The sequence below is a fragment of the Bacillus sp. FSL K6-0073 genome, from assembly GCF_038006085.1.
Taxonomy (GTDB): domain Bacteria; phylum Bacillota; class Bacilli; order Bacillales; family Bacillaceae_G; genus Bacillus_A; species Bacillus_A cereus.
The window spans coordinates 2,196,602-2,222,569 of record NZ_JBBOUN010000001.1; the positions used below are offsets into that span (position 1 = coordinate 2,196,602).

The window sequence follows — 25,968 nt, forward strand, 5'->3', positions numbered from 1 at the left end:
AGTTTTTATGTAAAAATTGGAAAATATTAAAGGGGTAATTTCGGATGTAATACATAAGAATATGTATTACAAAATTAACTTTTCACACTTTAGAAGAAGTTAGGAGTTAGAAAACCAGAATGTTTCAAAAAAGCTTGCGTTTTATAAGGTAAGGAGTTAGAATACTCTGTAAATATAAAAAGTGATGATCAGGAAAAGTACATGGTGCAAAGGTCTACAGAGAGCAGCCGGTTGCTGGGAAGGTTGCGATACCGCATGATGGAAAGACACCTGTGAGTGTTGCTTTGAACGTGATTATTAGTAAAAGCAAACGGTACCTACCGTTATCAGGGCTAAGATGGTCAGTATGACAATTTGGGTGGTACCGCGGAAAAAATCCGTCCCTATTTATAGGGGCGGATTTTTGTATTCTTTGAAAGGGGGTGAGTGACCGTGGATGATGACGATGACAACAATAACGTAAATAAATATAAAATTACTGGAGGGAAAAATAATGGATTCAATAATGAAGCGTTCACTCACAAAAGAATGTACAAAGCAAAACGGAAAGGTTGTATTACTTCAAGGATGGGTAAAAAAAATTCGGCATCTTGGAAATGTTAGTTTTTTATTATTACGGGACAGAACAGGAGTAATTCAATGTGTATTAGAAAATGAATTGGCTGGATATAAAGTTGATGTAGAAAGTGTCGTCCACGTAATTGGTGAAATAGTCGAGACATCGAAAACAGAATTGGGTGTTGAAGTACTTGCTCATGAAGTGAACGTAATAAACGGTGCAGAGCCACTTCCATTTGAAATAAATAAAAAGAAATTACAAGTTGGCTTAGATCAATTATTGAATGAGCGGGTACTCTCATTAAGACATGAGCGAACTGCAGCGATTTTTAAAGTGAAATCTACACTCGTTCAGAGCTTTAGTGAAGTTCTAATAGAGAACGATTTCACACGAATATTTACGCCGAAAATTGTTTCGCAAGGGGCAGAAGGAGGAGCAAATGTTTTTAAGCTTCCATACTTCCAAAAAGAAGCTTATTTAGCACAATCACCACAGTTCTATAAGCAAATGATGGTGGCAGGTGGGTTAGAACGAGTTTTTGAAATTGCACCTGTATATAGAGCGGAACATCATAATTCTTCCCGTCATTTGAATGAATATATATCGTTAGACGTAGAGCTTGGTTTTATTCATGATTTTTATGAAGTGATGCAACTAGAAACGGATGTTTTACGATACATGTTTCAACAAGTAGCGAAAAAATGTGAAATAGAACTACAACTATTACAAATAGAAGTACCTATTATTACTGAAATACCTAAAATTACATTGTTAGAAGCACAAGAAATTTTGAAAAGTAAGTATCGTAAAGAATCTCCTGTAGGGGATTTAGATACAGAAGGTGAAAAGTTACTAGGGAAATATGTGAAGGAAATATATAATAGTGAATTTGTTTTCATTACGCATTATCCGAAAGAAGCGAGACCGATGTATACGATGCCGAATAAAGAGAATCCATCTATTACTGATTCATTCGACTTATTATATAAAGGATTAGAAATAACGTCAGGGGCACAGCGAATTCATAATTATGAAATGTTACTCGCTTCGTTTAAAGAAAAAGGGTTACACCCAGATAAATTTCAATCTTATTTAAATACATTTCGATATGGTTGTCCACCACATGGAGGTTTCGGAATTGGGTTAGAAAGGGTTGTATATAAACTTTTAGAATTAACAAATGTACGAGAGGCGAGTGCTTTTCCGAGAGATTGTACTCGTCTCATACCGTAAAAAGAATCTTCGCGATTATCGCGAAGATTCTTTTTTTATAGTTCGTTTAAAAAGGTGAAAATATAGACTCTTTCTTTTTCTAATAAGCTTAGTAAAAGTCAGTTGAAATATGAACCATTTCGACAAAAAAATCAATATACCCTTGACAGTTACAAATATAACAGATATACTTCATATTAATTTCAAAAGAAAATATATTCTAAATATTAAAATGTGTTGAATAGGAGTAGTAAGGTCATGTATTTGTACAGAGAGCTATGGGTTGGTGTGACATAGTCAAATGACATCCTGAACTCGCCTAGGAGCAGTAAGGTGGAACGGAATTACATTCTTAGTAAATCTTAACGGTTAACCTTCGATATTAGGTTTGTAATCAAACGATTACTACTAAGGTGGATTCATAATGGAATCAATAAGGGTGGTACCGCGTTAAGTAAATGGCTTAGCGTCTCTTTATATAGAGATGCTAGGCCATTTTTTTATTATATGGAAGAAGAAATGGAGGGTTTATTTGAATAGGTTTATAAAATTTATTTATTTGTATAAAAAGATTTAATTAGGAGGAAAATGAGATGAAACAGACGGAGCAATGGACTTCGAAATTAGGTTTTATAATGGCGGCAGCCGGATCAGCAATTGGACTTGGTGCGATATGGAAGTTCCCTTATATCGCTGGGAAGAGTGGGGGAGGAGCGTTCTTTTTAATATTTATATTATTTACTGTTTTAATTGGACTACCGCTACTTATAGCTGAATTTATGATTGGACGCAGTACGCAGAAACAAGCAGTTGGAGCATTTAAAAGCATCGCACCAAATACAGGATGGCATTGGATTGGACGCCTTGGCGTTGGAACGTGTTTTATACTACTTTCGTTTTATAGTGTTGTAGGTGGATGGGTATTAATTTATTTATTCAGAGGAATAACTGGACAACTGATTACTCCAGGACAAAATTACGGTACATTATTTACTGAAACAATTGGGAATCCTGCTTGGGCTATTATGGGACATTTCGCTTTTATGTTCATTACGATATGGGTTGTATCAAAGGGTGTACAAAACGGAATTGAAAAAGCAAGTAAATATATGTTGCCAGCATTGTTCGTTTTATTTGTCGCTCTTATTATTCGTTCGTTAACACTTGATGATGCAATGAAAGGTGTGAAGTTTTTCTTACAACCAGATTTCTCAAAGATTACTTCGGAAAGTATTTTGTTCGCAATGGGGCAATCATTCTTTGCAATTAGTATCGGGATTTCAATTATGGTTACGTATAGTTCCTATTTAAATAAAAAAGAAAGTTTACCAAAATCAGCAATAACAATTGTTGGATTAAATTTATTTGTTTCATTATTTGCAGGTCTTGCTATTTTTCCAGCCGTATTTTCATTAGGAATGGAGCCAACAGAAGGACCTGGATTACTATTTATCGTATTACCATCTGTATTTAGTCAAATCCCATTCGGTGGATTTTTCTTAACAGTATTTCTTGCACTATTTACATTTGCGACATTAACATCAGCATTTTCTCTACTAGAAACTGTTGTTTCAGCATTAGCAAATGGTGAACAAGAAAGAAGAACGAAATTATCATGGATGATCGGCTTCTGCATTTTCTTAGTAGGTATACCATCTGCGTTATCATTTGGAGTATGGAGTGAAATTACGATTTTTGGAAAGAATATTTTTGATGCAGTAGACTTTTTATCTAGTAATATATTAATGCCACTTGGAGCACTATTTATTAGTATTTTCGTTTCATTCAAAATGGAGAAGAAGGTACTAGAAGCAGAGTTTTTTGTAGGTGGAAATTATGGAAAGAAAGTATTTACTTGTTGGGTATTTTTACTTCGATTTGTAGCACCACTTGCAATAATTATCGTCTTCTTAAATGTAATAGGGATTATTTAATATTAAATGTTATAATATTCAGTAAAAAAGGGGGCGATGATCATAAAGGAAAATTTGATAGAAGCAGGGAAATATATGAATATTAGAGGGAAAAAGCTATACGTTGAAACACATGGAAATCCTAAAAATAAGCCAGTCTTATACTTGCATGGTGGACCAGGAGAAAGTTGTTATGATTTTTCATTTCATCAAGCGGAACGTTTAAAAGATTCTCTATATGTAATTATGATAGATCAAAGAGGTGTTTGTCGCTCAGAAGAAATTACTGAAGACGAAGCTTTTGGATTAAATGATTTGATTGAAGACTGTGAGGAATTAAAAAAAGTATTACAAATTGAGAAGTGGTCTATAATTGGACACTCTTTCGGTGGATATGTAGCATTGCTTTATGCGTCGATATATCCAAGTTCAATAGAGAAAATAATATTTGAAGGACCAACTTTTGATTTTGCATTAACAAGTAGGGCTTTGTTAAAAAAGACAGGGCATTTATTAAAAAAGTATGGAAAAGAAGAAGTAGCAGAAGAGTCTCTTGCTTATTCATCTAGCAATGCTAGTTCAAAAGAGTTGTTAGAAGCTTATATAAGACTAAGCAATGAATTAGAAGAAAAAAGAATGGAGATTTACAATAATAAGGAAGATAGGACAGATGAGAGTTTATACAGTGATGAAGAGTGGGAAAAATTTTCAAATCGCTCTCAAATTCATTTTGATAGATTAAAATTAGAGGGCTCATGTCATACGTCATTATTATATAAAATAAAAGAAGTACAAAATCCAATGTTATTAATTGTAGGAAAACATGATGTAGTAACGTGTGAAGAACAAATTAAAACATTTAATAAAGATGCCCGAAACGGCAAGTATATCGTATTTGAAGAGAGCGGTCATTCACCTCATTATGAGGAAGCGGATAGATTTGCAGAAACAGTCATACATTTTTTGAAATGAAGAAAAGGGTGCTTCTATAAATGAGAGGCACCCTTTCTAAATTTCTGGATATGTGATTGTGATGTTAGGCCACTTACTTTGCCAATTCTTTTTTATAACTCTGTTTTTGTACATATGTAATCGTTCTTTCGATTTAAGAAAATGAGCTGTTGGTTTCACTTGTAAGGAAAGGACATCTTCAATACCACATGGGGCTGTTAAGATAACGTTGTTTAGTTCATCAAGTGTAACTCCTAAAGCCGTTGCTGTTTCAGGGAATTTAGAAATAGCATTAACAGAAGAAGAATATGGTGGCATATTATTCACTACATGCATACGAGCTTGATTTTTTACAGACCAAGGGATAGTAGCATCAATATTCATTAATTTCGTTTCTAATGATTGTTCGTATATCTCATCTTGATGTAGACTATCATAATAAATCACATCAACATCAGGCATAGCCGTTTTCGCTTCATAGTCATGTAAAGTATCCCAAATTTTAGAACGAACAAATCCGGCACAAATCCACCAATCAGGTAGCTCTAGTGATTTTGCCATTTGTAATACATTCATCATCCATTCGTCGTTTTCTATTAAGCGAATTATATCTTTCTCTGTTTTGATCTTCATTGATAAATTCACCTTTCTAGTAAATTAATGCATCAGTTCAATAATCCATAAAATCCAGTAAGCACCTGGTACAAATAGCAGTTGTGCTAATAATGTGCCGAGAAGTCTAGAAATCATTAGCCAACCATACATTTTACTCATAGATTCAGCACCGCTTTCTGATTGTAGAGCACGTTCTGTTAAAAGAGCAATGCGTGGATCGAGTAATACAGTTAATAAAATAGTGGCGAAACCATTTACAAGGCCAGAAGCTGTACTTGCATTTGTTGCATAATCTGGATTTAAAAAAGAAGCGTAAAGGGCTGAAAGTACCCCTGCTGTATAAATAGCAGTAGCAAACATGTTAATAAGCATAATACGCTTTGGAATACCACCGATACGCAGTCTATGAATCATTTCTAACTTTGGAAAACGGACATATTTTTTTGTGTACTTTAATTTTTGAATGTTATTCGTTTTCATCATTCGAATGAAAGAACCGTCTGTTTCAAAGTTTTGAATGACATATCCAAATAATTTTGTCAAAGTTGGATAAAGAATGATCGCGATTAATGTACCGATAGAAGCCGATAATAGTACGAGTCGTATAATATGCTCTAAATTAATAGAAGAATCTAGTTTTGCTTCATCGACAATACCACCGATTAAAAAGGCTTGTAGTAAGTTTGATGTTCTTGAAATAAGTAACACCATTCCTACAACAGACAAGGCAACCGCAATCTTCTTTAAACGTACTCCAGCTAATCGAATACTATAAGAGCTTGTTTCAACTGCGTGGATCACAATTGTGAAAGCCATTATAAAAATTAACGTAATTGACATTTGTTTCACCAGTTTCTATTAAAATAATTGTAACTTTTTTACTGTATCATATCTATCGTATTTTGTAACTGAAAGTATGTGACATATGGAAATTGATTTTTCGAAAAAATAGATAATAATAGTATAATAAGGAGAAGTGGAAGAGATGTTAGCACTTATTTATACAGCAAATTAAGTGGAGGAATGAAGCATGTATAAAACATTTCTATTTGATTTAGATGGAACTTTAACGGATCCGAAAGAAGGGATTGTAAACTCGGTTTTATATGCATTAAAAAAAGTAGGAATTGAAGAAGTACATATAAGTGAGTTAGATTCATTTATAGGTCCTCCTATTCAGCAATCATTCATAGAGAGATATAATATGAGTGAAGGAGAGGTTGAACGTGCTGTTTTTTACTTCCGTGAGTATTTAAAGCAGCGTGGATTGTTTGAAAATAATGTATACGAGGGGATTCTGAAGCTCTTGCAACAATTAAAAAGTTCAGGGAATCGCATATTCGTAGCAACTTCAAAGCCCACTGTATTTGCGAAACAAGTTATAGAGCATTTTCAATTAACGAATTATTTCGAAGACATCATTGGAAGTAATTTAGATGGTACGAGAATAAAAAAAGAAGAAATAATTGCTCATATTTTACAAACACATGAAGAACTAAATAAAGAAGAAATGATAATGATTGGTGATAGAAAGCACGATATAATAGGTGCAAATCAGAATGGAATTGCTTCAATTGGTGTTTTATATGGCTATGGCTGTGAAAAAGAACTGACTGAAGTTAGTGCGACCTACATAGTGAAAGATGTTGAAGAACTGTATCATTTTTGTGTAGAGAAAAATTTAATACAGCAGTAAATATAGATTCTAGCAATCCCTTTATAACGTATGACGATGAATTCGTTTCTGTTTAAAGGGATTTTTCATATGTAATCGAATAATTATAATTAGACATTTTTAGCATAAAAATTTGTATGAATAAGAGGAGGGATGTCAGAATTAAAAGGTTAGTAGAAATATATCAATAAAATTTAGAATATTCTGTTTAATGGAGGGGTAAAATTGGAGTTAGTTATTATATTATTAGCACTAAGTTTACTTATGTTCGTAGCATACAGAGGTTTTTCTGTTATTTTATTCGCGCCGATATTTGCATTATTTGCAGTATTTTTGACAGAACCTAGTTATGTATTACCTTTCTTTTCTAATATCTTTATGGAGAAAATGGTTGGATTTATAAAATTATATTTTCCTGTGTTTTTATTAGGAGCAATATTTGGAAAAGTAGTGGAAATGTCAGGAATTGCAGATTCTATCGCAAAAACAATTATTGAGTTAGTTGGTGAAAAACGTACTATATTAGCGATTGTATTAATGGGGGCTATTTTAACGTATAGTGGTGTTAGTGTGTATGTAGTAGTGTTTGCTGTTTATCCGTTCGCAGCTAAGTTGTTTCGACAAGCTAATATTCCAAAGCGTTTAATCCCTGGAACGATTGTTCTTGGAGCAGTAACGTTTACAATGGATGCGCTACCTGGATCACCACAAATTCAAAATGTAATACCTACAACATTTTTTAAAACGGATATTTATGCTGCACCGATACTTGGGATTGTAGGAGCAATTTTTGTTCTTACATTAGGTTTACTATATTTAGAGAGTAGACGTAAGAAGGCAAAAGCAGCAGGTGAAGGATATTTTGGTTTTAATGATGGAAATACTGAAATGGCAGCATCTTTGCAAGTAGAACAAAAAAATATGCCATTAATTAATAACATTGAAATCACAAGAGCGCAACAACTTATTGCATTTATACCACTTATTTTAGTAGGTGTAATGAATAAAGTGTTTACTATTATGATACCGAAGTGGTATCCAAGCGGTTTTGATTTTTCTGCAATTGGTATGAAAGCATTTGGAAAAGTAGAATTAAGTGCAGTAGTAGGAATTTGGTCTGTAGAATTGGCACTTATTATAGGAATCTTAACAACGTTATTATTATATTGGAAGCGAGTAGTAACAGGTTTCCAAGCTGGATTGAATACAAGTATTGGTGGAGCGCTACTTGCAACGATGAATACAGGAGCTGAGTTTGGATTCGGTGGTGTCATTGCAGCACTTCCAGGCTTCGCAATTATGAGAGATGGCATCTCTGCTACTTTCACAAATCCGTTAGTGAATGGTGCAGTAACGACGAATATTTTAGCTGGAATTACAGGCTCTGCATCAGGAGGAATGGGAATAGTATTAAGCGCAATGGGAGATAAATTCATTGCAGCGGCCAATCAATTTGATATTCCATTAGAAGTTATGCACCGTATCGTATCAATGGCATCAGGAGGAATGGATACACTACCCCATAACGGGGCTATTATTACTATTCTTACAGTAACAGGATTAACACATAAACAGTCATATAAAGATATATTTGCTATTACTATTTTGAAAACGGTTGCTGTATTTTTAGTTATCGCATTCTATACTTTAACAGGACTCTATTAAAAATTTGAAGCGTAAAGATTCATCAAATCGATAATTTATGTCATAAAATATTAATTAGGATAAGAAGGGGTGGGGGACTTGCAAGAGGTTTCTGAGTTTCGGATGCCAAAGTCGGTATTATATGGAAGGAATTCGCTTGAAAAACTGGGAGAACAATCAAAAAAGTTAGGGAAAAGAGCTTTTATAGTTACTGATACAATTATGGAGAAATTAGGATATATTGAAAAGTGTATACAACAACTAAATAAGAAAGGTATTACTGTTAGCACATATAATAAAGTGGATGCTGAGCCTACAAATGTACACGTATTAGAAGCGTTATCTCTTTGTAAAGAGGAAAAGTGCGATTTTATTATTGGTATTGGTGGTGGAAGTTGTATTGATGCTGCGAAAGCAGTAGCGGTTTTATATACAAATGGTGGAGAAGTTGAGGATTATGTCCAAAAGGATATTGAAATAGAAAACAATCCACTACCACTTATTGCAATTCCAACAACTTCTGGTACTGGTTCGGAAGTTACAAGTGTAGCAGTAATTACGAATAAAAAAACAGATGTAAAAATGATGATGAAGCATCCTAGTTTTATACCGAAAGTAGCAATTATAGATCCAGTTTTGACAAGTTCGTTACCACCAGAAATTACGGCAGCAACAGGAATAGATGCGTTATGTCATGCGATTGAAGCTTATATTTCTAAATTTTCACAACCACTTACAGATGTACTTGCTCTTTCGGCTATTGAAAGTATTATGAAATATTTACGTATAGCATATGAAGATGGACGTAATATGGAGGCAAGAGAAGCGATGATGATTGCTTCCTTACAAGCTGGAATTGCATTTTCGAATGCATCAGTTACATTAGTTCATGGAATGTCAAGGCCAGTGGGAGCATTATTTCATGTACCGCATGGAATATCAAATGCCATACTATTACCTACAGTGTTAGAGTTTACAAAAACAAGTGCAGTGAAAAGGTTAGCAAAAATTGGGCGTAGTTTAAATAAGGATTTGTATTCGAATTCTGATGAGGAAGTAGCAAACTACACGCTTGGGGAAATAAAAAAACTTTGCTTTGATCTTCGTATTCCAAATTTAAAAAAATATGGAATCGATGAAATTGAATTTGAAAATGCTATTTCTAAAATGGCATTAGATGCAATTGAAAGTGGTAGCCCAGCTAATAACCCACGTGTTCCATCATATGATGAAATCAAAGAGTTGTATCGAGAGTGTTTTAATTATAAGTATAAAGAATTTATAAAAACATCAAATTTTTAATTTCAGAATATTCTATAAAAATTTCCTTGGAAATGAAAGTAGAATTATTCTTTATTATTCCGTTAAAACAAGACTTTATATTCCAAACTTAAAGTCTTGTTTTATTGTGTATAATATACATAATAAAACGTTGTTATTAGTTTTATAAAAATAGTTTAGGTAGGTGTTTTGTTTATATGAAAACGATAGGTCTTATAGGTGGTATGAGTTGGGAATCAACTTCAGAATATTATCGAATTATTAATGAAGAAATAAAAGAGAGATTAGGAGGGCTACATTCAGCAAAATGTTTGATTAATAGTGTGGATTTTGAAGAGATTGAACGATGTCAGTCTAGCGGAGATTGGGATGGTGCTGGAGAAATTCTAGGGAATGCGGCATATTCATTACAAAAGGGAGGAGCAGACTTTATAATTATTTGTACAAATACAATGCATAAGGTAGTTGGAAAAATAAAGGCGAAAATTGATATTCCAGTCTTACATATTGCTGATGCAACTGCAAAAGAAATTAAAAGAAAAGACATTCAAAAGGTTGGTCTGCTTGGAACTAAATATACAATGGAGCAAGATTTCTATAAGTCACGTATAGAAGAAAATAATATAAAAGTAATAGTACCATCAGAAAAAAATAGAAAAGAAATAAATAAAGTAATATATACAGAATTATGTTTAGGAAAAATAGTATCTCAATCTAGAGAATATTATAAAAGAGTCATCGAAGAGTTAGTGCAAAAAGGAGCACAGGGAATCATATTAGGTTGTACAGAAATAGGATTATTAATAAAGCAAGAAAACGTATCTGTCCCGATATTTGATACAACTCATATACATGCAATTGAAGCAGTCAAGGTAGCTCTAGATAGAGTATAATTATATTATGTAAACTTGATTCGTATATCTGGAAAACATTCAGAAAATATTTTATAATGTAAGTGGTTACATTTAAGGGGGAATGCGTATGTTTTCAGTTCAACCAATCGCATTTGTACATAATGAAAGAAAGGAAATAAAAGATGATGAGTGGGGGAAAGTAAGATCCCGTATAACTTTAACTGAAATGTATGCAGAAGAAAGTATACAAGGGATTGAAGATTTTTCTCATATTGAAGTTGTTTTTTATTTTCATAAAGTAACTGACGAGCAAATTCAGTATTTTGCTAGACATCCTAGAAATAATAAGGATTATCCTGAAGTAGGTATTTTTGCACAGCGCGGGAAAAATCGTCCGAATCGCATAGGTGTAACAATTGTCAAGGTAATCAAAAGAGAAGGTAAATCAATTATTGTTGAGGGATTAGATGCTATTGATGGCACTCCTATATTGGATATAAAACCAATAATGAAAGGGTTTATGCCGACAGAAGAAATACACCAGCCTAAATGGGCAACGGATATAATGAGACAGTATTGGAAGGGGAATGGAGTAAAATGAGAATATATGAGGCAACAATTGCAGATTTAGATGGACTAGCATCAGTTTTTAATAACTATCGCATATTTTATAGACAAGATTCTGATTTAGAAGGGGCAAAAGTATTTTTACGAAATCGAATTGAGAGAAAAGAGTCCGTTATTTTCGTAGCAGTTGAAGACGGCGAATATATTGGGTTCACGCAACTATATCCATCATTTTCTTCCATTTCAATGAAAGAATTATGGATTTTAAATGATTTATTTGTACAAGCGGCGAAGCGTGGAGCCGGAACAGGTAAAAAATTATTAGAAGCTGCTAAAGAATACGCATTAGAAAATGGAGCAAAAGGTGTAAAGCTGCAAACAGAGATTGATAATTTATCAGCACAACGATTATACGCTGAAAATGGTTATTTGAGAGATAATCGTTATTTCCATTACGAATTAACGTTTTAAAAAATTAAGTTGAAAGAGACATTTTCAAGAAAAAGAATTTCTTTGTAATGAGAAATTCTTTTTTATTTTTGCCTAAATTAAAAAACATGACAAAAATAAAACGATATTTATTTATTGTTAAACAATAAATGTTGTGATAAAATTATGTTGTCATTAAATAAGTGAGGAATTGTAAATGAATCTTAAACGAAGTTCAACAACGTTCTTAAAAGTAATTATTTTTCTTGCTGGAATTTCAGTGCTTGCTTTATGCATATTTTTAGTGCCGGAAATGGCGAATTTCGCAGCAAATTTGTATCCTAATATTGCTCCGATGAAATATCTTGTTTTCATTGTGATGTATGGAGCAGCTGTGCCTTTTTACGTTGCTCTTTATCAGGCTTTCAATCTTTTACAGTACATTGATGAGAACACAGCGTTCTCGGAATTATCAGTAAAGGCGTTAAAGAATATAAAGCGCTGTGCAATTACAATCAGTGGTTTGTATGTATTAAGTTTGCCACTTTTTCATTTTATAGCGAAAAAAATGGACCCTCCTATTGGGCTAGTGGGACTCATTATCGTTTTTGCTTCGCTCGTTATCGCCGTTTTTGCTGCTATCCTCCAACGACTTCTACAAGAGGCAATTAACATAAAATCAGAAGATGATTTGACGGTCTGAGGTGGCGGATATGACAATCATTATTAATATTGACGTCATGTTAGCAAAACGAAAAATGAGTGTAACGGAGCTTTCGGAGAAGGTTGGAATTACGATGGCGAATCTTTCTATTTTGAAAAATGGGAAAGCAAAAGCGGTTCGTTTTTCAACATTAGAAGCGATATGTAAAGCTTTAGAGTGTCAGCCAGGGGATATTTTGGAGTATAAAAACGATGAGAATACTCAATAAAAACAGATAACAAATGTAAATAATAGAAGTCAATAAAGAAGGGATAGCCACTAAGCTATTCCTTCTTTACGTTAATTGCTGTTACTAATAAAAAATATAATTTGAATTGCAATGTTTGCGTATCAAAAGGGAACTTGCTACCTTTTGAGGTGATCCGTTTTGTGGAAGACAATTATTTGCCAAAAAGGCTATTTAAACTATGTTTTAAATTATTTCGAGTGAATCAAAATCTTCATTTGTATTATAGTTGATTTAAAACCCAGTTTGTTGCATCTTCAAAGTTATCTGCAATGTAGTTTGGTTCAATATGTGCCCATTTGTCTCGGTACGTATGCAAAGCATCATACCCAGCGCCTGTTCGGACTAGAATCGTAGTCGCATTTACTTTTGCCCCTGCAACAATATCAGTCCAGCGATCACCAACTACAGCACATTGTGTTAAATCAAGCCCATGTTTTTTTGCTGCTTTAAGCAGCATGCCTGTACTTGGTTTACGGCATTCACAACCATCACCGTGTTTATGAGGACATACATAAACATCATCAAAACCGAAGCCTTCTAATTCTTGTACAAAATCGGCTACAGTTGCTATTCCATCTGCGATACCAGGTTGATTTGTGAAAGAGAAAATTTTTATATTTTTAGCTTTTAGTTTTTGCAAAGATGTTTTTGTGAATGGAAATAATGTAAAAGATCCTGGATAATGTATTGTAGTGTCACCACCAATTGTACCGTCACGATCAATGAAAATTGCTTTAATGTTTGTCATAGTTATAGTCCCTTCAATTTATTCCGTATTAACGGGGAGTAAGACCCCCACTGATTAAAGTTTCACTTTATAAGTAGTTTAAAAATGTTTTACAAATCGGTAGCCATTTACTTCATAGCCTAATTTTTTGTAAAAAGGATGAGCTTCTACTCTTTTTGTTCCACTAACTAGCCATGTGCCAATGCAATTATGTTTCTTTGCTAATTGCTCGGCATAATCCATCAACACTTGTCCAATGCCTTTCCGTCGTATGTTAGAATCAACGCTAATAATTGAAATCTCTCCATAACGTGTTACATCTTCTAAATTTTCACGTATACGAAATCCAAGTAATCCAAATATAGCTTCTTCTTCCTCGTAAACATATAAAAAATCAAACGGACTCATTTGTACGAATTGTAATCGGTTGTTCATATCTTCATAGGAAATAGAGGAACCTTTTAATTCTTTCGTTAAAGAACAAAGTGCGTCTATATCATCTATCGTTGCTTCACGCATTTGAAAAGACATATTATCCACTCCAATAAAATGTAATCAAACATTTAATATTCTGTTAAAAAATGTTTTTTCCTGCTATGAAAATAAATATTTTATAATGATATATAGATAGTTATATGTTATTCTTTTCCTTGATTGTATTAGAAATGGAAAGAAGGGGAATGCATGTTAAAAGTAAATATCCGCTCAGCTGGATATGAAATAGGCGAAAAAATAATTCATGATATAGCTTTTTCTATCGAAAAAGGTGAACTAGTTGCTCTTATTGGAGCAAATGGTGCTGGGAAGAGTACGACGATTAAAACGATACTCGGATTACTTGTAAATATGGACGGTGAAATATCATTCGGTGAAAAGAAAAATCCGTATGCATACGTACCAGAACATCCAACATACTATGATTACTTGACGCTCTGGGAACATATTGAATTATTAATGGCAGCTCGTGGAAGTGAAATGGGAAGTTGGGAAGAACGAGCGGAACAATTATTACATACTTTTCGAATGAATAAGCATAAACATGAGTATTTATCAAAGTTTTCAAAAGGCATGAAACAAAAATCGATGCTAATATTGGCATTTTTAACTGAGCCAGATTTTTATATCATTGACGAACCTTTTATCGGTTTAGATCCAGTAGCTACGAAAGAGTTTTTAAATTATTTATATAAAGAAAAAGAGCGCGGGGCAGGAATTTTACTTTGTACGCACGTATTAGATACTGCTGAAAAAATTTGTGAAAGATTTTTACTCATTTCACAAGGTACATTAGTCGCAGATGGACATTTAGAATCTATTCAAATATTAGCGGAAATGCCGGGTAGTTCATTATTAGACTGCTTTGATGTAATTGTAAGGCGTGAACAACATGATTAAACAACAATTTTATAAGAGATTACGCCATGAACTTGAGCGGAAATGGAAGTCTATACGTTCGGTAACAGATTGGACAGTCGCATTATATATTATTATTCCAGCACTTATATTTATGGGAATCTATTATCGATCGCTATGGATAAATGAATTATCAACGGAAGAGACGATTTATTTCGGATTAGGATTACTCGCATTTTATTTAGTAACATATCCAAGAGGAGTTCGTTCATTTTTTGAGCAAGCGGATAGTTTATTTTTAATTTCGTATGCAACACATATGCGAAAATTAGTCCAGTATGGCATGATGTACACATTTGTTCGAATAGCGATAACGAATATAATAGTAGTCGTTATTATGTTACCGGTGTTGATGAAAAGTATCGAAGTAACAGAGATACAAGTCCTATTATTTTGGGTATTCTTTACTATATTTCGATTTATGTTGTCGTTGTTAACGAGATTTGTTCATGTACATGTGGGGAAACGATGGGTTTTATGGATTGTAAAAAATGTAGTATTTTCTATGAGCGTGTCCTTTTTTGGAATTAGTTTATTTTTTATTTATAAAAATCCGTTGTATTCAATTTTATTTATCGGTCTAGTAATTTTCTTAAGTAGTGTATTAGTAAAAGAGAAAATGAATTATAAAAAGTTCTTTTTTAAAGAAATCGAGAAAGAAAAGGAGGAAAGCATGCGCTGGACGAGCGGAATTATGCAAGTTGGTGGTCATGCGGCTAAACCGAGTAGTTCGAATAAAAAACCGTGGATGTTTCCGCGCTCTAAAAGACTTTTAGGGAAAAAAGCTGATTCTCGTATTGTCGAATCTTTTTTGAAAGAATTTTTCCGCACAAGTACTGCACGAATATTTTATATTCAAATTGTATGTATCAGTACTGCAAGTATAATTATGACTCCAAGGTGGATTGCAGCTATTGTTCTCGTATTTGCTGTAGTTGCAATTTCTCGCTATGCACGTGATTATTGGAATGAATTTACGAATAAGATGTTTCTTCGTTTATATTGTGATGAAGGGAAATTACTATTGTTAAGATGGAAGGCAGATCGTTATTTACTACTACCAGCAATACTTTTATATGGAATAGTTATACTTTCACAGTTTTATTTATTGCCAGCTGTGGTAGGCAGCGTTGTTTTTATTTTATTAATTGTATGGATTGTATTTCTACCATTAAAAAAGAGCCATTGATGGCTCTTTTTCTAGTCTGTAACACATTGATAAATAAAATATACTAAAACGAGTATGCTTGCGGCGGAATACATGACGTCTAAAGTCATTCAAGTGCCTCCTCAATATCGTGGTATTAATATTGTATGAAATCTTACAATTTCATATTCAAGTGAAAAATATGTGAACGTTAACAAAATTGTAAAGTGCAAAAATTATAATCATTTTGTATAATAGAAGAAACCACCGTTATATAAAAAATAATGAGTGAAAGGGGAGGGAACATAAATGCCAAATTGGTTTAGAAAAACCTTAGTCGCATTAATTACCGTATTTACATTTGGTTTAGTGACGCCTCCTTCCATATTGCTTGATAATGCCAAAGCTGCGGACAAGCCTACGAGCACAGCTGGGCAACAAAGTTTGGAGAGTACGTCCTATACATATGAAGAAACGAATGACAGGTTAACCACCGATACTTTTATTACTTATGCGATGCAAGAAGCAGAGAAGCAGTCGATGCAAAAGTTTGGTACTAAAATTGGTCCAGTAATTGAAGATGAATTTAAAGATGTAATATTACCAAAGATTGAAGAGGCAATTGCTGAGCTTGCTAGTGATGTACCAGAAGATTCACTACAATCATTAGCGATTTCTCAAAAACCAGCTGGTGGGAATAATGAAAAGATTTTTCATGTCTACGATACGAAATCAGGAAATGATTTATTGCGTTTCCATGTAAGAAGAGATCATCCACCGCAAGATGGTTATTATTTTAATTTCCATTATCATCGTTTTGATGATGGATACTCAGGACATCATGAGTTAGGAAATATTTATTGGAATACGAATGTACCGCCGAAATGGCTTTCTTAAAAAGAACAAGAGAAAATCTTGTTCTTTTTTATTTTTATAGAAGGGACAGACAACCATGTTGTTGAATAACATAGGTTTAGAAAAAAGAAGCAAAGGGAGTATGGGAATGCAAAAATATATTGTTTTTGACTTTGATGGCACATTAGTAGATTCACAAAATATATTTGTACCAATTTATAATCAAATTGCTGAAAAGCACGGATATAAAACGGTAAGAGAAGAAGAAATTGAGTATTTACGCAAGTTAACGATGGCGGAGAGATGTAAACAACTCGATGTACCACTGTATAAACTACCGATATTAGCGCTGGAGTTTTATAAATTGTATCAACCTGCTATAAAAGATCTTATTTTGTTCCATGGGATGAAGGAAGTATTAGATGAACTACATAAAAAAGGCTACGGAATTGCAGTCATATCATCGAACTCAGAAGAGCATATTCGGGCGTTTTTACAAAAGAATGATATAGAAAATATACAAGAAGTGTATTGTTCTAAAAATTTGTTCGGTAAAGACAAGATGATAAAAAGATTTTTAAAATCGAAAAAGATAACAGAGAAAGATATGTTATATGTCGGTGATGAACAGCGAGACGTAGCAGCGTGTAAAAAGGCTGGAGTGAACGTAATTTGGGTATCTTGGGGATATGATGTTATTGAAACAGTGAAAAAAGATGCACCAGATTACATGGTTCATAAGCCGATGGAAATTGTGCAAGTAGTACAAGGAGCGTATTCTTAATATGAATACACTGCGAGCAGGCATTCATCATATTGAATTTTGGGTAGCAAATTTAGAGGAGTCCATTTCTTTTTATAATAAGTTGTTTTCCATAATTGGGTGGAGAAAGTTAAATGAAGTAGCATATAGCACAGGAGAAAGTGAAATATACTTTAAAGAAGTAGATGAGGAAATTGTAAGGACGTTAGGGCCTAGACATATTTGTTATCAAGCTATTCATAGAGAAGTAGTTGATGAAGTAGCAGATTTTCTTTCTAGTACGAAAGTGAAGGTAATACGTGGTCCAATTGAAATGAATCATTATTCGGAAGGTTACTATACGATTGATTTTTACGATCCGAATGGATTTATTGTAGAAGTTGCCTATACACCAAATGCAGAAATGTAAGGGGAATAGATATGAAGATAATTACAGCACGGCAAAGCAATATACAAATAGTAAAAGATGCAGCGAATATTGAAGAAATTTCTAAAGGTTTTTCGCCTGATAAGAAATATATAATTACGAATGCAAATAATGAAAAATATTTATTTCGGACAGGCGATATAAAAGAGTATGAAAGAAAGAAAATAGAGTTTCAAATTTTAAATGAAATGGTAAAACGTAACGTACAGGCACAAAGGCCAATTGAAATAGGTATATTGGAAGAAGAAGGTGTATGCTATAGTATTTTTTCATATTTAGAAGGGGAAGATGCGAAGAAGCTATTGCCTACGTATTCACCAAAAGAACAATATGATATTGGTATAGAGGCAGGAAAAGATTTAGCAAAAATGCATACATTTGAAGCTCCTAAGGATATACTTCCATGGTATGAAAGAGCTATGAAAAAACATAGTAAATATGTAGAGGTATACAAAACATGCGGAATAAAAATAAAAAATGATGATAAAATCATAAAGTTTATAGAGGAAAATGAAATATATTTAAAGAGCCGCCCGAATCGATTTCAACACGATGATTTTCATTTAGAAAATATAATTGTACGGGATGGAAAATATGTAGGTGTTGTTGATTTTAATGGCTATGACTGGGGCGACCCAATTCATGATTTCGTAAAAATTGCACTGTTTGCAAGGGATATTAGTATTCCGTATTCAATTGGACAAATAGAAGGATACTTTAATAGGAAAATACCAGAGGAGTTCTGGAAATTATACACGGTGTATGTTGGCATGACAGTTTTCTCCTCAGTTGTCTGGACATTACGAGCAGCGCCGCATATGTTAGATGATATGTTAGAGCGTCTTACTATAGTTTTAGAGGATCATAATAACTTTGAGTTATCGAAGCCAATTTGGTTTCAACCAGATAAGATTGATATGAAATAGAAAAGGTAGGTGTGATTCGCACCTACCTTTATTTTTTACCATCAAGATACTTATTTAATTTTCTTAAATGTAAGCGGCTGAGTACTTAATGTAGCTGGTACATGTAACTGAAGGGATGGGAATTCACCACTTACATTCATTTCATAAGCGAATAATAAGCTCATTTTCATTTGGAATAAGTCAACTTTTGTGGAGAAGATGTCGTAATGATGATGCCCTAATTGAATATCCATTTCCATAAATTGTACATATAACGAATCATCTCGTTTGTATACTTGTAATGTTCCGTATGCAGGATGTTCAAAAGTACCAGTATAATCCTCTAACTTGTGCGAAGGTGTAGTCCCTTTAATTTGTTCAGGGAGGGATTCAGTTGCTTCTTTCATCATTTCCTTCATTTTTTTAGTATCTTCTACAGCACGTTTATGCCAATCAATGGATTCTAATTCAAGTAGTTCGTCATAAATTTGATTAGCGAGATAAGTAGGAAGTAATGTTCCTCCAGCATTCGTTAAAATGACAAGGCCTATGTTTTCTGTTGGTATGAATGAAACAAGCGCTGAAAATCCATCGATATTACCGCCATGATGAATCACTTTTTTACCACGATAAGCGCTAATAAACCAACCAAGACCGTAACTATTTAATGGAGATTCAGGGAGTGATAAAACCGGTTGGTCTGGAATTGAATTGTGTGGTGTATACATTTGTTGTAATAATTCAGAGGAGATTAATTCATGATCTCCAAATTTTCCTTCATTTAAGTGGAGAAGTACCCAATTTGCCATATCTTCAATTGTGGAATTAATACACCCAGCAGCGCCAACTGTATCGATGTTACGGAATGGAACTGCTTTTATTTCACCGTCATTTTCAATGTAAGGTAAAGCGTAATCATCTGTAGTTTGTGAATCGTTAACAGAGAAGTTTGTATGTCTCATATTTAAAGGTTCTAAAATATGTTCTGTAGTGTATTGCTCCCACGTTTGATTTGTAATGTTTTCAACAATGTAGCTAATTGTTGCATACATTAAGTTGTTATATAGAAATGCAGTCCGGAACGGTGCATCAAGTGGTAAATGTTTTATTTTTTCAACGAGATCTTTTCGAGATAAGGAAGAACTGTACCAAAGAGCCTCATGACGACTCACTCCAGTTCGATGAGAAGCTAAATCCCGTCCTGTAACTTGTGAGCTAGCAAGTAGTTCAGATAAAGTAAAGTTAGGTATATAAGACGGGACAGGAGCATCCCAATTAAACTTTTTTTGCTGTGCTAACAAGCTTAATGAAAGTGTACCAAACGCTTTCGTTGAGGAACCGATTGCGAATCGAGTATTCGGTGTAACAGCCTCTTTTGTTTCTATATTACGATAGCCGAAACCTTCTGAAAGAATAACTTCACCGTCTTTTATAACAGCGACAGCAACACCAGGAACATTTAAATCCTTCATCATTTTTTCAACCGTGGTTTGTAAAGAAGTCATAACAGGTGTTTCAATTTTAGACATATTTCTAACCTCCAAATATAAATTTTGATCTACCGCACTATACTTTCGGTAATAGAAAATGAAAACCTTTTAAAATATGGAAAGTTAATAATTTTGTAAGAATTAGCGCAAGAAATTTTATTAATTAAGATTATTAAATTTACCATTTTTCATGTTATGATAAATTCCATATACGATTGAAAGAAGGTTTTCCTACATATGAAACATGCTGAAAATGAATACTTAAATTTATGCCGCCATGTAATGGAACATGGTACGAAGAAAGAAGATCGTACAGGGACAGGAACTGTATCTGTATTTGGATATCAAATGCGTTTTGATTTGAGCAAAGGATTTCCTTTATTAACGACAAAAAGAGTACCATTTCGCCTTGTAGCAAGTGAACTACTTTGGTTTATGAAAGGTGATACAAATATTCGCTATTTATTGCAGCATAATAATAACATTTGGAATGAATGGGCGTTTAAGAGCTGGGTAGAAAGTGATGAGTATACTGGTCCTGACATGACTGATTTTGGTCTTCGTTCACAACAAGATGAAGAATTTAAAGTACAGTACGATGAGCAAATGGAATTGTTTAAAAAGAACGTTTTAGAAGATGATGAGTTCTCAAATAAATATGGTTATTTAGGAGACGTTTACGGTAAACAATGGCGTGCTTGGAAAACGACAGCTGGTGAGACACTTGATCAATTAAAAGATGTAATTGAAATGATTAAAAAAACACCAGACTCGCGTCGTTTAATCGTTTCTGCTTGGAATCCTGAAGACGTACCGAGTATGGCATTACCGCCTTGTCATACATTATTCCAATTTTATGTAGCGGACGGAAAACTTTCTTGTCAGCTATATCAAAGAAGTGGTGACATATTCCTTGGAATTCCATTTAACATCGCAAGTTATTCACTACTAACACATTTAATTGCACATGAATGTGGTCTTGAAGTAGGAGAATTTGTTCATACAATTGGAGATGCACACATTTATACAAATCATTTTGAACAAGTAGAAAAGCAATTGGCACGTGAACCACGTCCATTCCCGAAACTTACATTAAATCCAGATGTGAAATCTGTGTTTGATTTTGAAATGGAAGATTTAACGATTGAAGGATACGATCCGCATCCAGCAATTAAAGCACCGGTTGCAGTATAATTGTAGAGGAGATGAAAAAATGATTGTTTCATTTATGGTCGCGATGGACGAAAATAGAGTAATTGGTAAAGATAATAATTTACCTTGGCGTTTACCGAGTGAATTACAATACGTGAAGAAAACAACGATGGGCCACCCGCTTATTATGGGAAGAAAGAACTATGAAGCGATTGGTAGACCACTGCCTGGAAGACGTAATATTATTGTAACTCGTAATGAAGGGTATCATGTTGAAGGCTGTGAAGTTGTTCATTCTGTAGAAGAAGTATTTGAACTATGTAAAAATGAAGAAGAGATTTTTATTTTTGGCGGAGCGCAAATTTATGATCTCTTTTTACCTTATGTAGACAAGTTATATATAACAAAAATCCATTATGCATTTGAAGGAGATACATTCTTCCCAGAAATGGATATGACAAATTGGAAAGAGATTTTTGTAGAAAAAGGTTTAACGGATGAAAAAAACCCGTATACGTATTATTACCATGTATATGAGAAGCAACAATAATAAAAAAGATTGATGTGAGAATTCACGTCAATCTTTTTATTTGTATTCACCAATATAAGTTTATAGATGAGATTCGATAGTGCTATAATGATAGGTAGCATGTAAAAATGCTAAAATTTTCAAAAGTACTAATATAGAAAGAGGAGGAGAATCGATTGAGAAAGATATGGGGGATTCTTTTTCTTTGCTTAACATTCATGTTAGTTGGATGTGGTAAAGAAGAAAAACCACAAGAAGCGTTTGATACATATGTAAAAGCGTGGAATAAACAAAAATTTGCAGATATGTATGATCAACTATCAAAAAATGCAAAAAAAGATATTTCAAAGAAAGAGTTTACTGAGAAATATGAAAAAATTTATTCTGGTATCGAAGTGAAAGACTTAAAGGTAGAAACAGGGGAAGTAAAAGAAGATAAAAAAGATGAAGGTCCTGTTCCTTTTAAAGTAAGCATGGATACAGTTGGTGGTAAAATCACATTTGGTCATGAAGCAAAAATGGTGAAAGAAAAAGATGGAGATAAAGAATCTTGGAAAATAGATTGGACTCCTGATTTTATTTTCCCTGGCATGACGAAAGATAGTAAAGTGCGTATGCAGACAACACAGCCAAAACGTGGTGAAATATACGATCGTAATGGAAAAGGTCTTGCAACGAATGGGAAAGCTTCTGAAATCGGATTGATTCCTGAAAAGTTAGGGGATACTGCTCCGCAGACGAAAGAAACAGTAGCGAAGTTATTAAATATGTCTGTAGAAGAAATTGATCAAAAATTAGCTGCTAAATGGGTAAAACCAGGGTATCTCGTACCAATTGGAATTTTGCCTGAAGGGGCAACACAAAATACGTACATTGATTTACCAGGTGTTTCAACAAAACCTGTAAATGTTCGTACATATCCGTTAGGGGAAGCGGCAGCTCATCTGACTGGTTATATTGGAAAGGTAAATGCTGAAGATTTAAAAACGCTACAAAAGAAAGGCTATCAAGCTGATGACCCAGTTGGTAAAGCTGGCTTAGAGCAAGTATTAGAGGAAAAGCTACGCGGTAAAAAAGGTGGCCGTGTCTTTGTAGAAGATGCGCAAGGAAAAGAAATTAAAAATTTAGCAAAAACAGATGCTGTTGATGGAGAAAATGTAACTTTAACTATTGATAGTGTTGTTCAAGAAAAAACGTATAATGAAATGAAGGGCGAAGCTGGTTCAAGTGCAGCAATTAATCCGAAAAGTGGAGAAACAATTGCACTAGTAAGTAGTCCAGCATATGATCCTAATATAATTGCACGAGGGACATCAAAGGCACAACGCGAAGCGTGGAATAATGATCCGAAAAAACCAATGACAAATCGCTTTACACAATTGTCGGTACCAGGTTCTGTATTTAAACCAATTACAGCTGCAATTGGTCTTGAAACGAAAACGATTGATCCAAAAGAAGAGTTGAAAATTGAAGGATTAAAATGGACAAAAGATTCTTCTTGGGGTAATTACTATGTAACACGTGTGAAAGATGCAAATCCGATTGATTTTGATAAGGCGATGAAATACTCGGATAATATTTACTTCGCACAAGAAGCTTTAAAAATCGGAAAAGACAAGTTTATGAGTGAAGCGAAAAAATTCGGATTCGATGAGAAACTACCAATTGAATATGGATTCCCTGCTTCTAAAATTGCAAATGACGGCATTAAAAATGATATTCAAATGGCAGATACAGGATATGGACAAGGACAAGTATTAATGACTCCTCTTCATTTAGCTTTAACGTATGCGCCAATTGTAAATGATGGAACGATTCCATCACCGTATATTATTAAAACAGATAAACAACCAAAAGCTTGGAAAGAAAATGTAATTTCTAAAGGAAATCAGGATATATTAAAAACTGCTATGACAAAAGTAATTAATGATCCAGATGGTACAGGGAAAATTGCTAAAATTGATGGCATGACTCTTGCTGGAAAAACAGGTACAGCGGAATTAAAAGTATCAAAAGAGGCCGAAGGAAAAGAACTAGGTTGGTTCGCTGCATTTGATTTAAATTCGCCAGATATGGTCATTACAATGATGATTGAAGATGTAAAAGGTAGAGGCGGAAGTAATATTCCAGCTGAAAAAGTAAAACATGTATTTCAAAAATAATATGTAATAGTAGGCTATCTCTATAAGTTGTAGAGGTAGCCTTTTTATATGAAAGAGTTCTTAATATCTGTATACTAAATTTTAAGGAAACAAAGTAAATCATTAACTTACGAAAAAAAAGTAGCTATTTTTTATTGACATTGATTGAAACTTTTTGTATTATACTTACATAAGGTAAGTTATTAACTTTTAAAAAACAAATCTTGAATTAAAGATAAAGAGAGAAAAGGGAGAGAATACAATGACAAAAGTACTATTTATCACAGCAAATCCAAATTCAGCAGAAGGTTCTTTCGGAATGGCAGTAGGGGAAGCTTTCATCGAAGCTTATAAAAATGAACATCCACAAGACGAAGTTGTAACAATTGATTTATTCAATACTACAGTACCAGCAATTGATGCAGATGTATTTGCTGCTTGGGGTAAATTTGCAGCAGGTGAAGGCTTTGAAGCTTTAACTGAAGTTCAACAACAAAAAGTAGCAGCAATGAACACAAACTTAGAAACATTTATGAATGCAGATCGTTATGTATTCGTAACTCCAATGTGGAACTTTAGCTATCCACCAGTAGTAAAAGCATACTTAGATAACGTAGCAATCGCAGGTAAAACATTCAAATATACTGAAAATGGTCCAGTCGGCTTATTAGAAGGTAAAAAAGCACTTCACATTCAGGCAACAGGTGGCGTATATTCTGAAGGAGCATACGCAGCTGTAGACTTCGGTCGCAATCACTTAAAGACTGTATTAGGATTTGTCGGTGTAAATGATACTGAATATATCGCAGTTGAAGGTATGAATGCAAACCCTGAAAAAGCACAAGAAATTAAAGAAGCAGCAATTGCTAATGCTCGTGAATTAGCAAAACGTTTCTAATATAGAATGCTTAAAAAGTCCAAACACTTGCTGTTTGGACTTTTTTTCTTCTTTTTCCTTCGTTTGTCTAGTATAATGAAGGTCGGAATGATAATAGGTGGGGGTTCTGTATGATTCAAACGTTTTTTAAAATCTTTTATTTAATTTTAATCGTAATTGCGATTACACCGAGAATGTGGCGTCTTAAAAGACAAGTAAATACGATGGCGCCAAAAGAAAAAGATAATGCTGTGTATAAAACGACAAATTGGTTTGGTAAGAAAATGGTACGTGTAGCTGGAGGGGCAGTAGAAGTGAAAGGACTTGAAAATGTTCCGAAAGACAAGCCAGTACTAGTTGTAAGTAATCACCAAAGTAATATGGATATCCCTGTTTTACTAGGTTACTTAAATAAACCAATTGGATTCGTTTCAAAAGCAGAGATTAAAAAGTTCCCAGTTGTACCAACTTGGATGGAACTTATGAATTGTGTATTTATGGATCGTAGCGATCGTCGTCAATCTCTTCAAGCGATTAAAGATGGAATTGAACTATTAAAGAATGGACATTCTATCGTAATTTTCCCTGAAGGAACGAGAAGTAAGGGTGGCGAAGTTGGAGAGTTTAAGGCTGGTAGTTTTCATCTTGCAGTAAAGTCAGGTGTAGCAATTTTACCTGTAACGTTAGATGGTACATATAAGATGTTTGAAGCGAATGGAAATCGTATGAAGCCAGCTCATGCAACAGTAACAATTTCTAAGCCGATTACACCTGAAGATTATGCGAATATGGATATTAAAGAATTAACGAAGCATACACAGGAAGTTATCGCATCACAATTACATAAGTAATAAAAAAGGATTCAGCTTATAGTAAGCTGAATCCTTTT

The 25,968-nt window shown here is 33.7% G+C and carries 27 protein-coding genes and 2 other annotated features; of the genes, 22 read left to right on the forward strand and 5 right to left on the reverse strand.

Features of this window, described 5'->3' with window-relative positions; translation table 11 throughout:
• Positions 1 to 175: 175 nt before the first annotated feature.
• Positions 176 to 388: a binding site (T-box leader), on the forward strand.
• A 105-nt stretch (positions 389 to 493) separates the two neighbouring features.
• From aspS to MHB52_RS11560, 3 genes are all read left to right on the forward strand, one after another.
• Positions 494 to 1,792: an aspartate--tRNA(Asn) ligase gene (gene aspS / locus MHB52_RS11550; RefSeq protein ID WP_016117724.1), complete on the forward strand. Its 1,299-nt coding sequence runs from the start codon at positions 494 to 496 to the stop codon at positions 1,790 to 1,792.
• Positions 1,793 to 1,999: 207 nt separating this feature from the next.
• Positions 2,000 to 2,248, forward strand: a binding site (T-box leader).
• Positions 2,249 to 2,364: 116 nt separating this feature from the next.
• Complete coding sequence (locus tag MHB52_RS11555) at positions 2,365 to 3,705, forward strand: sodium-dependent transporter (protein WP_000814541.1); 1,341 nt, start codon at positions 2,365 to 2,367, stop codon at positions 3,703 to 3,705.
• 75 nt (positions 3,706 to 3,780) lie between these two features.
• On the forward strand, positions 3,781 to 4,656 hold the full coding sequence (locus MHB52_RS11560; protein WP_016117725.1) for an alpha/beta fold hydrolase: 876 nt from the start codon (positions 3,781 to 3,783) through the stop codon (positions 4,654 to 4,656).
• 36 nt (positions 4,657 to 4,692) lie between these two features.
• Here MHB52_RS11560 and MHB52_RS11565 read toward each other — a convergent pair whose 3' ends face one another.
• Positions 4,693 to 5,268: a nucleotidyltransferase family protein gene (locus MHB52_RS11565; RefSeq protein ID WP_016117726.1), complete on the reverse strand. Its 576-nt coding sequence runs from the start codon at positions 5,266 to 5,268 to the stop codon at positions 4,693 to 4,695.
• A gap of 24 nt (positions 5,269 to 5,292) precedes the next feature.
• Positions 5,293 to 6,090: a lipid II flippase Amj family protein gene (locus tag MHB52_RS11570; RefSeq protein ID WP_000028915.1), complete on the reverse strand. Its 798-nt coding sequence runs from the start codon at positions 6,088 to 6,090 to the stop codon at positions 5,293 to 5,295.
• Positions 6,091 to 6,280: 190 nt separating this feature from the next.
• Between MHB52_RS11570 and MHB52_RS11575 the strand changes: the two genes are divergently transcribed.
• From MHB52_RS11575 to MHB52_RS11610, 8 genes are all read left to right on the forward strand, one after another.
• The gene (locus MHB52_RS11575) at positions 6,281 to 6,946 is read left to right on the forward strand and encodes an HAD family hydrolase (RefSeq protein ID WP_000278478.1); all 666 of its coding nucleotides are present in this window, start codon (positions 6,281 to 6,283) and stop codon (positions 6,944 to 6,946) included.
• A gap of 204 nt (positions 6,947 to 7,150) precedes the next feature.
• Positions 7,151 to 8,590 carry a GntP family permease gene (locus MHB52_RS11580; RefSeq protein WP_000424327.1) on the forward strand — a complete coding sequence of 480 codons (1,440 nt, stop codon included), beginning with the start codon at positions 7,151 to 7,153 and terminating at the stop codon, positions 8,588 to 8,590.
• Between the two features lie 78 nt (positions 8,591 to 8,668).
• Positions 8,669 to 9,871 carry an iron-containing alcohol dehydrogenase gene (locus tag MHB52_RS11585; RefSeq protein ID WP_016117727.1) on the forward strand — a complete coding sequence of 401 codons (1,203 nt, stop codon included), beginning with the start codon at positions 8,669 to 8,671 and terminating at the stop codon, positions 9,869 to 9,871.
• Between the two features lie 176 nt (positions 9,872 to 10,047).
• Positions 10,048 to 10,743 carry an aspartate/glutamate racemase family protein gene (locus MHB52_RS11590; RefSeq protein ID WP_000848571.1) on the forward strand — a complete coding sequence of 232 codons (696 nt, stop codon included), beginning with the start codon at positions 10,048 to 10,050 and terminating at the stop codon, positions 10,741 to 10,743.
• A gap of 88 nt (positions 10,744 to 10,831) precedes the next feature.
• Positions 10,832 to 11,305: an SAM-dependent methyltransferase gene (locus tag MHB52_RS11595; RefSeq protein ID WP_016117728.1), complete on the forward strand. Its 474-nt coding sequence runs from the start codon at positions 10,832 to 10,834 to the stop codon at positions 11,303 to 11,305.
• Positions 11,302 to 11,742 carry a GNAT family N-acetyltransferase gene (locus tag MHB52_RS11600; RefSeq protein ID WP_001223853.1) on the forward strand — a complete coding sequence of 147 codons (441 nt, stop codon included), beginning with the start codon at positions 11,302 to 11,304 and terminating at the stop codon, positions 11,740 to 11,742. The genes MHB52_RS11595 and MHB52_RS11600 overlap by 4 nt, the downstream gene beginning before the upstream one ends.
• A gap of 175 nt (positions 11,743 to 11,917) precedes the next feature.
• On the forward strand, positions 11,918 to 12,403 hold the full coding sequence (locus tag MHB52_RS11605) for a DUF2975 domain-containing protein (protein WP_061663303.1): 486 nt from the start codon (positions 11,918 to 11,920) through the stop codon (positions 12,401 to 12,403).
• 10 nt (positions 12,404 to 12,413) lie between these two features.
• The gene (locus MHB52_RS11610; protein WP_000152534.1) at positions 12,414 to 12,632 is read left to right on the forward strand and encodes a helix-turn-helix domain-containing protein; all 219 of its coding nucleotides are present in this window, start codon (positions 12,414 to 12,416) and stop codon (positions 12,630 to 12,632) included.
• A gap of 241 nt (positions 12,633 to 12,873) precedes the next feature.
• On the opposite strand, the gene MHB52_RS11615 is transcribed toward MHB52_RS11610, so the two are convergent.
• Both MHB52_RS11615 and MHB52_RS11620 read right to left on the reverse strand, forming a co-directional pair.
• Positions 12,874 to 13,401 (reverse strand): HAD-IIIA family hydrolase, encoded by a 528-nt coding sequence (locus MHB52_RS11615; RefSeq protein ID WP_016117730.1) that lies wholly within the window; start codon positions 13,399 to 13,401, stop codon positions 12,874 to 12,876.
• A gap of 78 nt (positions 13,402 to 13,479) precedes the next feature.
• On the reverse strand, positions 13,480 to 13,911 hold the full coding sequence (locus MHB52_RS11620; protein ID WP_061663302.1) for a GNAT family N-acetyltransferase: 432 nt from the start codon (positions 13,909 to 13,911) through the stop codon (positions 13,480 to 13,482).
• A 153-nt stretch (positions 13,912 to 14,064) separates the two neighbouring features.
• Here MHB52_RS11620 and MHB52_RS11625 point away from each other — a divergent pair, with 153 nt between their 5' ends.
• From MHB52_RS11625 to MHB52_RS11650, 6 genes are all read left to right on the forward strand, one after another.
• Positions 14,065 to 14,775, forward strand: coding sequence for an ABC transporter ATP-binding protein (locus tag MHB52_RS11625; protein ID WP_000921904.1), 711 nt, complete (start codon positions 14,065 to 14,067; stop codon positions 14,773 to 14,775).
• Positions 14,768 to 15,982, forward strand: a complete 1,215-nt coding sequence (locus MHB52_RS11630; protein WP_000595442.1) for an ABC transporter permease — start codon at positions 14,768 to 14,770, stop codon at positions 15,980 to 15,982. The genes MHB52_RS11625 and MHB52_RS11630 overlap by 8 nt, the downstream gene beginning before the upstream one ends.
• Positions 15,983 to 16,249: 267 nt before the next feature.
• Positions 16,250 to 16,837 (forward strand): YpjP family protein, encoded by a 588-nt coding sequence (locus MHB52_RS11635; protein ID WP_001134421.1) that lies wholly within the window; start codon positions 16,250 to 16,252, stop codon positions 16,835 to 16,837.
• A gap of 106 nt (positions 16,838 to 16,943) precedes the next feature.
• Positions 16,944 to 17,579 carry an HAD family hydrolase gene (locus MHB52_RS11640; RefSeq protein WP_001987851.1) on the forward strand — a complete coding sequence of 212 codons (636 nt, stop codon included), beginning with the start codon at positions 16,944 to 16,946 and terminating at the stop codon, positions 17,577 to 17,579.
• Between the two features lies 1 nt (position 17,580).
• Positions 17,581 to 17,967, forward strand: coding sequence for a VOC family protein (locus MHB52_RS11645; RefSeq protein ID WP_001094668.1), 387 nt, complete (start codon positions 17,581 to 17,583; stop codon positions 17,965 to 17,967).
• A gap of 11 nt (positions 17,968 to 17,978) precedes the next feature.
• Entirely contained in the window at positions 17,979 to 18,911 is a 933-nt protein-coding gene (locus MHB52_RS11650) for an aminoglycoside phosphotransferase family protein (protein ID WP_000692078.1), read from the forward strand.
• 50 nt (positions 18,912 to 18,961) lie between these two features.
• On the opposite strand, the gene MHB52_RS11655 is transcribed toward MHB52_RS11650, so the two are convergent.
• Positions 18,962 to 20,419: a serine hydrolase gene (locus MHB52_RS11655; RefSeq protein ID WP_000034348.1), complete on the reverse strand. Its 1,458-nt coding sequence runs from the start codon at positions 20,417 to 20,419 to the stop codon at positions 18,962 to 18,964.
• 198 nt (positions 20,420 to 20,617) lie between these two features.
• On the opposite strand from MHB52_RS11655, the gene MHB52_RS11660 reads away from it, so the two are divergent.
• The 5 genes from MHB52_RS11660 to MHB52_RS11680 all read left to right on the forward strand — a co-directional run bounded on the left by MHB52_RS11660 (position 20,618) and on the right by MHB52_RS11680 (position 25,930).
• A complete protein-coding gene (locus MHB52_RS11660; RefSeq protein WP_000679609.1) occupies positions 20,618 to 21,574 on the forward strand; it encodes a thymidylate synthase in 957 nt (318 codons plus the stop codon).
• A 19-nt stretch (positions 21,575 to 21,593) separates the two neighbouring features.
• Positions 21,594 to 22,082 (forward strand): dihydrofolate reductase, encoded by a 489-nt coding sequence (locus MHB52_RS11665; protein WP_000637207.1) that lies wholly within the window; start codon positions 21,594 to 21,596, stop codon positions 22,080 to 22,082.
• Between the two features lie 155 nt (positions 22,083 to 22,237).
• Positions 22,238 to 24,223: a penicillin-binding protein 3 gene (gene pbpC / locus MHB52_RS11670; RefSeq protein ID WP_016117734.1), complete on the forward strand. Its 1,986-nt coding sequence runs from the start codon at positions 22,238 to 22,240 to the stop codon at positions 24,221 to 24,223.
• Between the two features lie 241 nt (positions 24,224 to 24,464).
• Positions 24,465 to 25,100, forward strand: a complete 636-nt coding sequence (locus MHB52_RS11675) for an FMN-dependent NADH-azoreductase (protein ID WP_000170025.1) — start codon at positions 24,465 to 24,467, stop codon at positions 25,098 to 25,100.
• 110 nt (positions 25,101 to 25,210) lie between these two features.
• Complete coding sequence (locus tag MHB52_RS11680; protein ID WP_000616577.1) at positions 25,211 to 25,930, forward strand: lysophospholipid acyltransferase family protein; 720 nt, start codon at positions 25,211 to 25,213, stop codon at positions 25,928 to 25,930.
• Positions 25,931 to 25,968 lie beyond the last annotated feature (38 nt).

Coding starts and splice junctions, on each gene's coding strand:
- aspS (WP_016117724.1), top strand. CDS start 494: ATGGATTCAATAATGAAGCGTTCACTCACAAAAGAATGTACAAAGCAA.
- MHB52_RS11555 (WP_000814541.1), top strand. CDS start 2,365: ATGAAACAGACGGAGCAATGGACTTCGAAATTAGGTTTTATAATGGCG.
- MHB52_RS11560 (WP_016117725.1), top strand. CDS start 3,781: ATGAATATTAGAGGGAAAAAGCTATACGTTGAAACACATGGAAATCCT.
- MHB52_RS11565 (WP_016117726.1), bottom strand. CDS start 5,268: ATGAAGATCAAAACAGAGAAAGATATAATTCGCTTAATAGAAAACGAC.
- MHB52_RS11570 (WP_000028915.1), bottom strand. CDS start 6,090: ATGTCAATTACGTTAATTTTTATAATGGCTTTCACAATTGTGATCCAC.
- MHB52_RS11575 (WP_000278478.1), top strand. CDS start 6,281: ATGTATAAAACATTTCTATTTGATTTAGATGGAACTTTAACGGATCCG.
- MHB52_RS11590 (WP_000848571.1), top strand. CDS start 10,048: ATGAAAACGATAGGTCTTATAGGTGGTATGAGTTGGGAATCAACTTCA.
- MHB52_RS11595 (WP_016117728.1), top strand. CDS start 10,832: ATGTTTTCAGTTCAACCAATCGCATTTGTACATAATGAAAGAAAGGAA.
- MHB52_RS11600 (WP_001223853.1), top strand. CDS start 11,302: ATGAGAATATATGAGGCAACAATTGCAGATTTAGATGGACTAGCATCA.
- MHB52_RS11605 (WP_061663303.1), top strand. CDS start 11,918: ATGAATCTTAAACGAAGTTCAACAACGTTCTTAAAAGTAATTATTTTT.
- MHB52_RS11610 (WP_000152534.1), top strand. CDS start 12,414: ATGACAATCATTATTAATATTGACGTCATGTTAGCAAAACGAAAAATG.
- MHB52_RS11615 (WP_016117730.1), bottom strand. CDS start 13,401: ATGACAAACATTAAAGCAATTTTCATTGATCGTGACGGTACAATTGGT.
- MHB52_RS11620 (WP_061663302.1), bottom strand. CDS start 13,911: ATGTCTTTTCAAATGCGTGAAGCAACGATAGATGATATAGACGCACTT.
- MHB52_RS11625 (WP_000921904.1), top strand. CDS start 14,065: ATGTTAAAAGTAAATATCCGCTCAGCTGGATATGAAATAGGCGAAAAA.
- MHB52_RS11630 (WP_000595442.1), top strand. CDS start 14,768: ATGATTAAACAACAATTTTATAAGAGATTACGCCATGAACTTGAGCGG.
- MHB52_RS11635 (WP_001134421.1), top strand. CDS start 16,250: ATGCCAAATTGGTTTAGAAAAACCTTAGTCGCATTAATTACCGTATTT.
- MHB52_RS11640 (WP_001987851.1), top strand. CDS start 16,944: ATGCAAAAATATATTGTTTTTGACTTTGATGGCACATTAGTAGATTCA.
- MHB52_RS11645 (WP_001094668.1), top strand. CDS start 17,581: ATGAATACACTGCGAGCAGGCATTCATCATATTGAATTTTGGGTAGCA.
- MHB52_RS11650 (WP_000692078.1), top strand. CDS start 17,979: ATGAAGATAATTACAGCACGGCAAAGCAATATACAAATAGTAAAAGAT.
- MHB52_RS11655 (WP_000034348.1), bottom strand. CDS start 20,419: ATGTCTAAAATTGAAACACCTGTTATGACTTCTTTACAAACCACGGTT.
- MHB52_RS11660 (WP_000679609.1), top strand. CDS start 20,618: ATGAAACATGCTGAAAATGAATACTTAAATTTATGCCGCCATGTAATG.
- MHB52_RS11665 (WP_000637207.1), top strand. CDS start 21,594: ATGATTGTTTCATTTATGGTCGCGATGGACGAAAATAGAGTAATTGGT.
- MHB52_RS11675 (WP_000170025.1), top strand. CDS start 24,465: ATGACAAAAGTACTATTTATCACAGCAAATCCAAATTCAGCAGAAGGT.
- MHB52_RS11680 (WP_000616577.1), top strand. CDS start 25,211: ATGATTCAAACGTTTTTTAAAATCTTTTATTTAATTTTAATCGTAATT.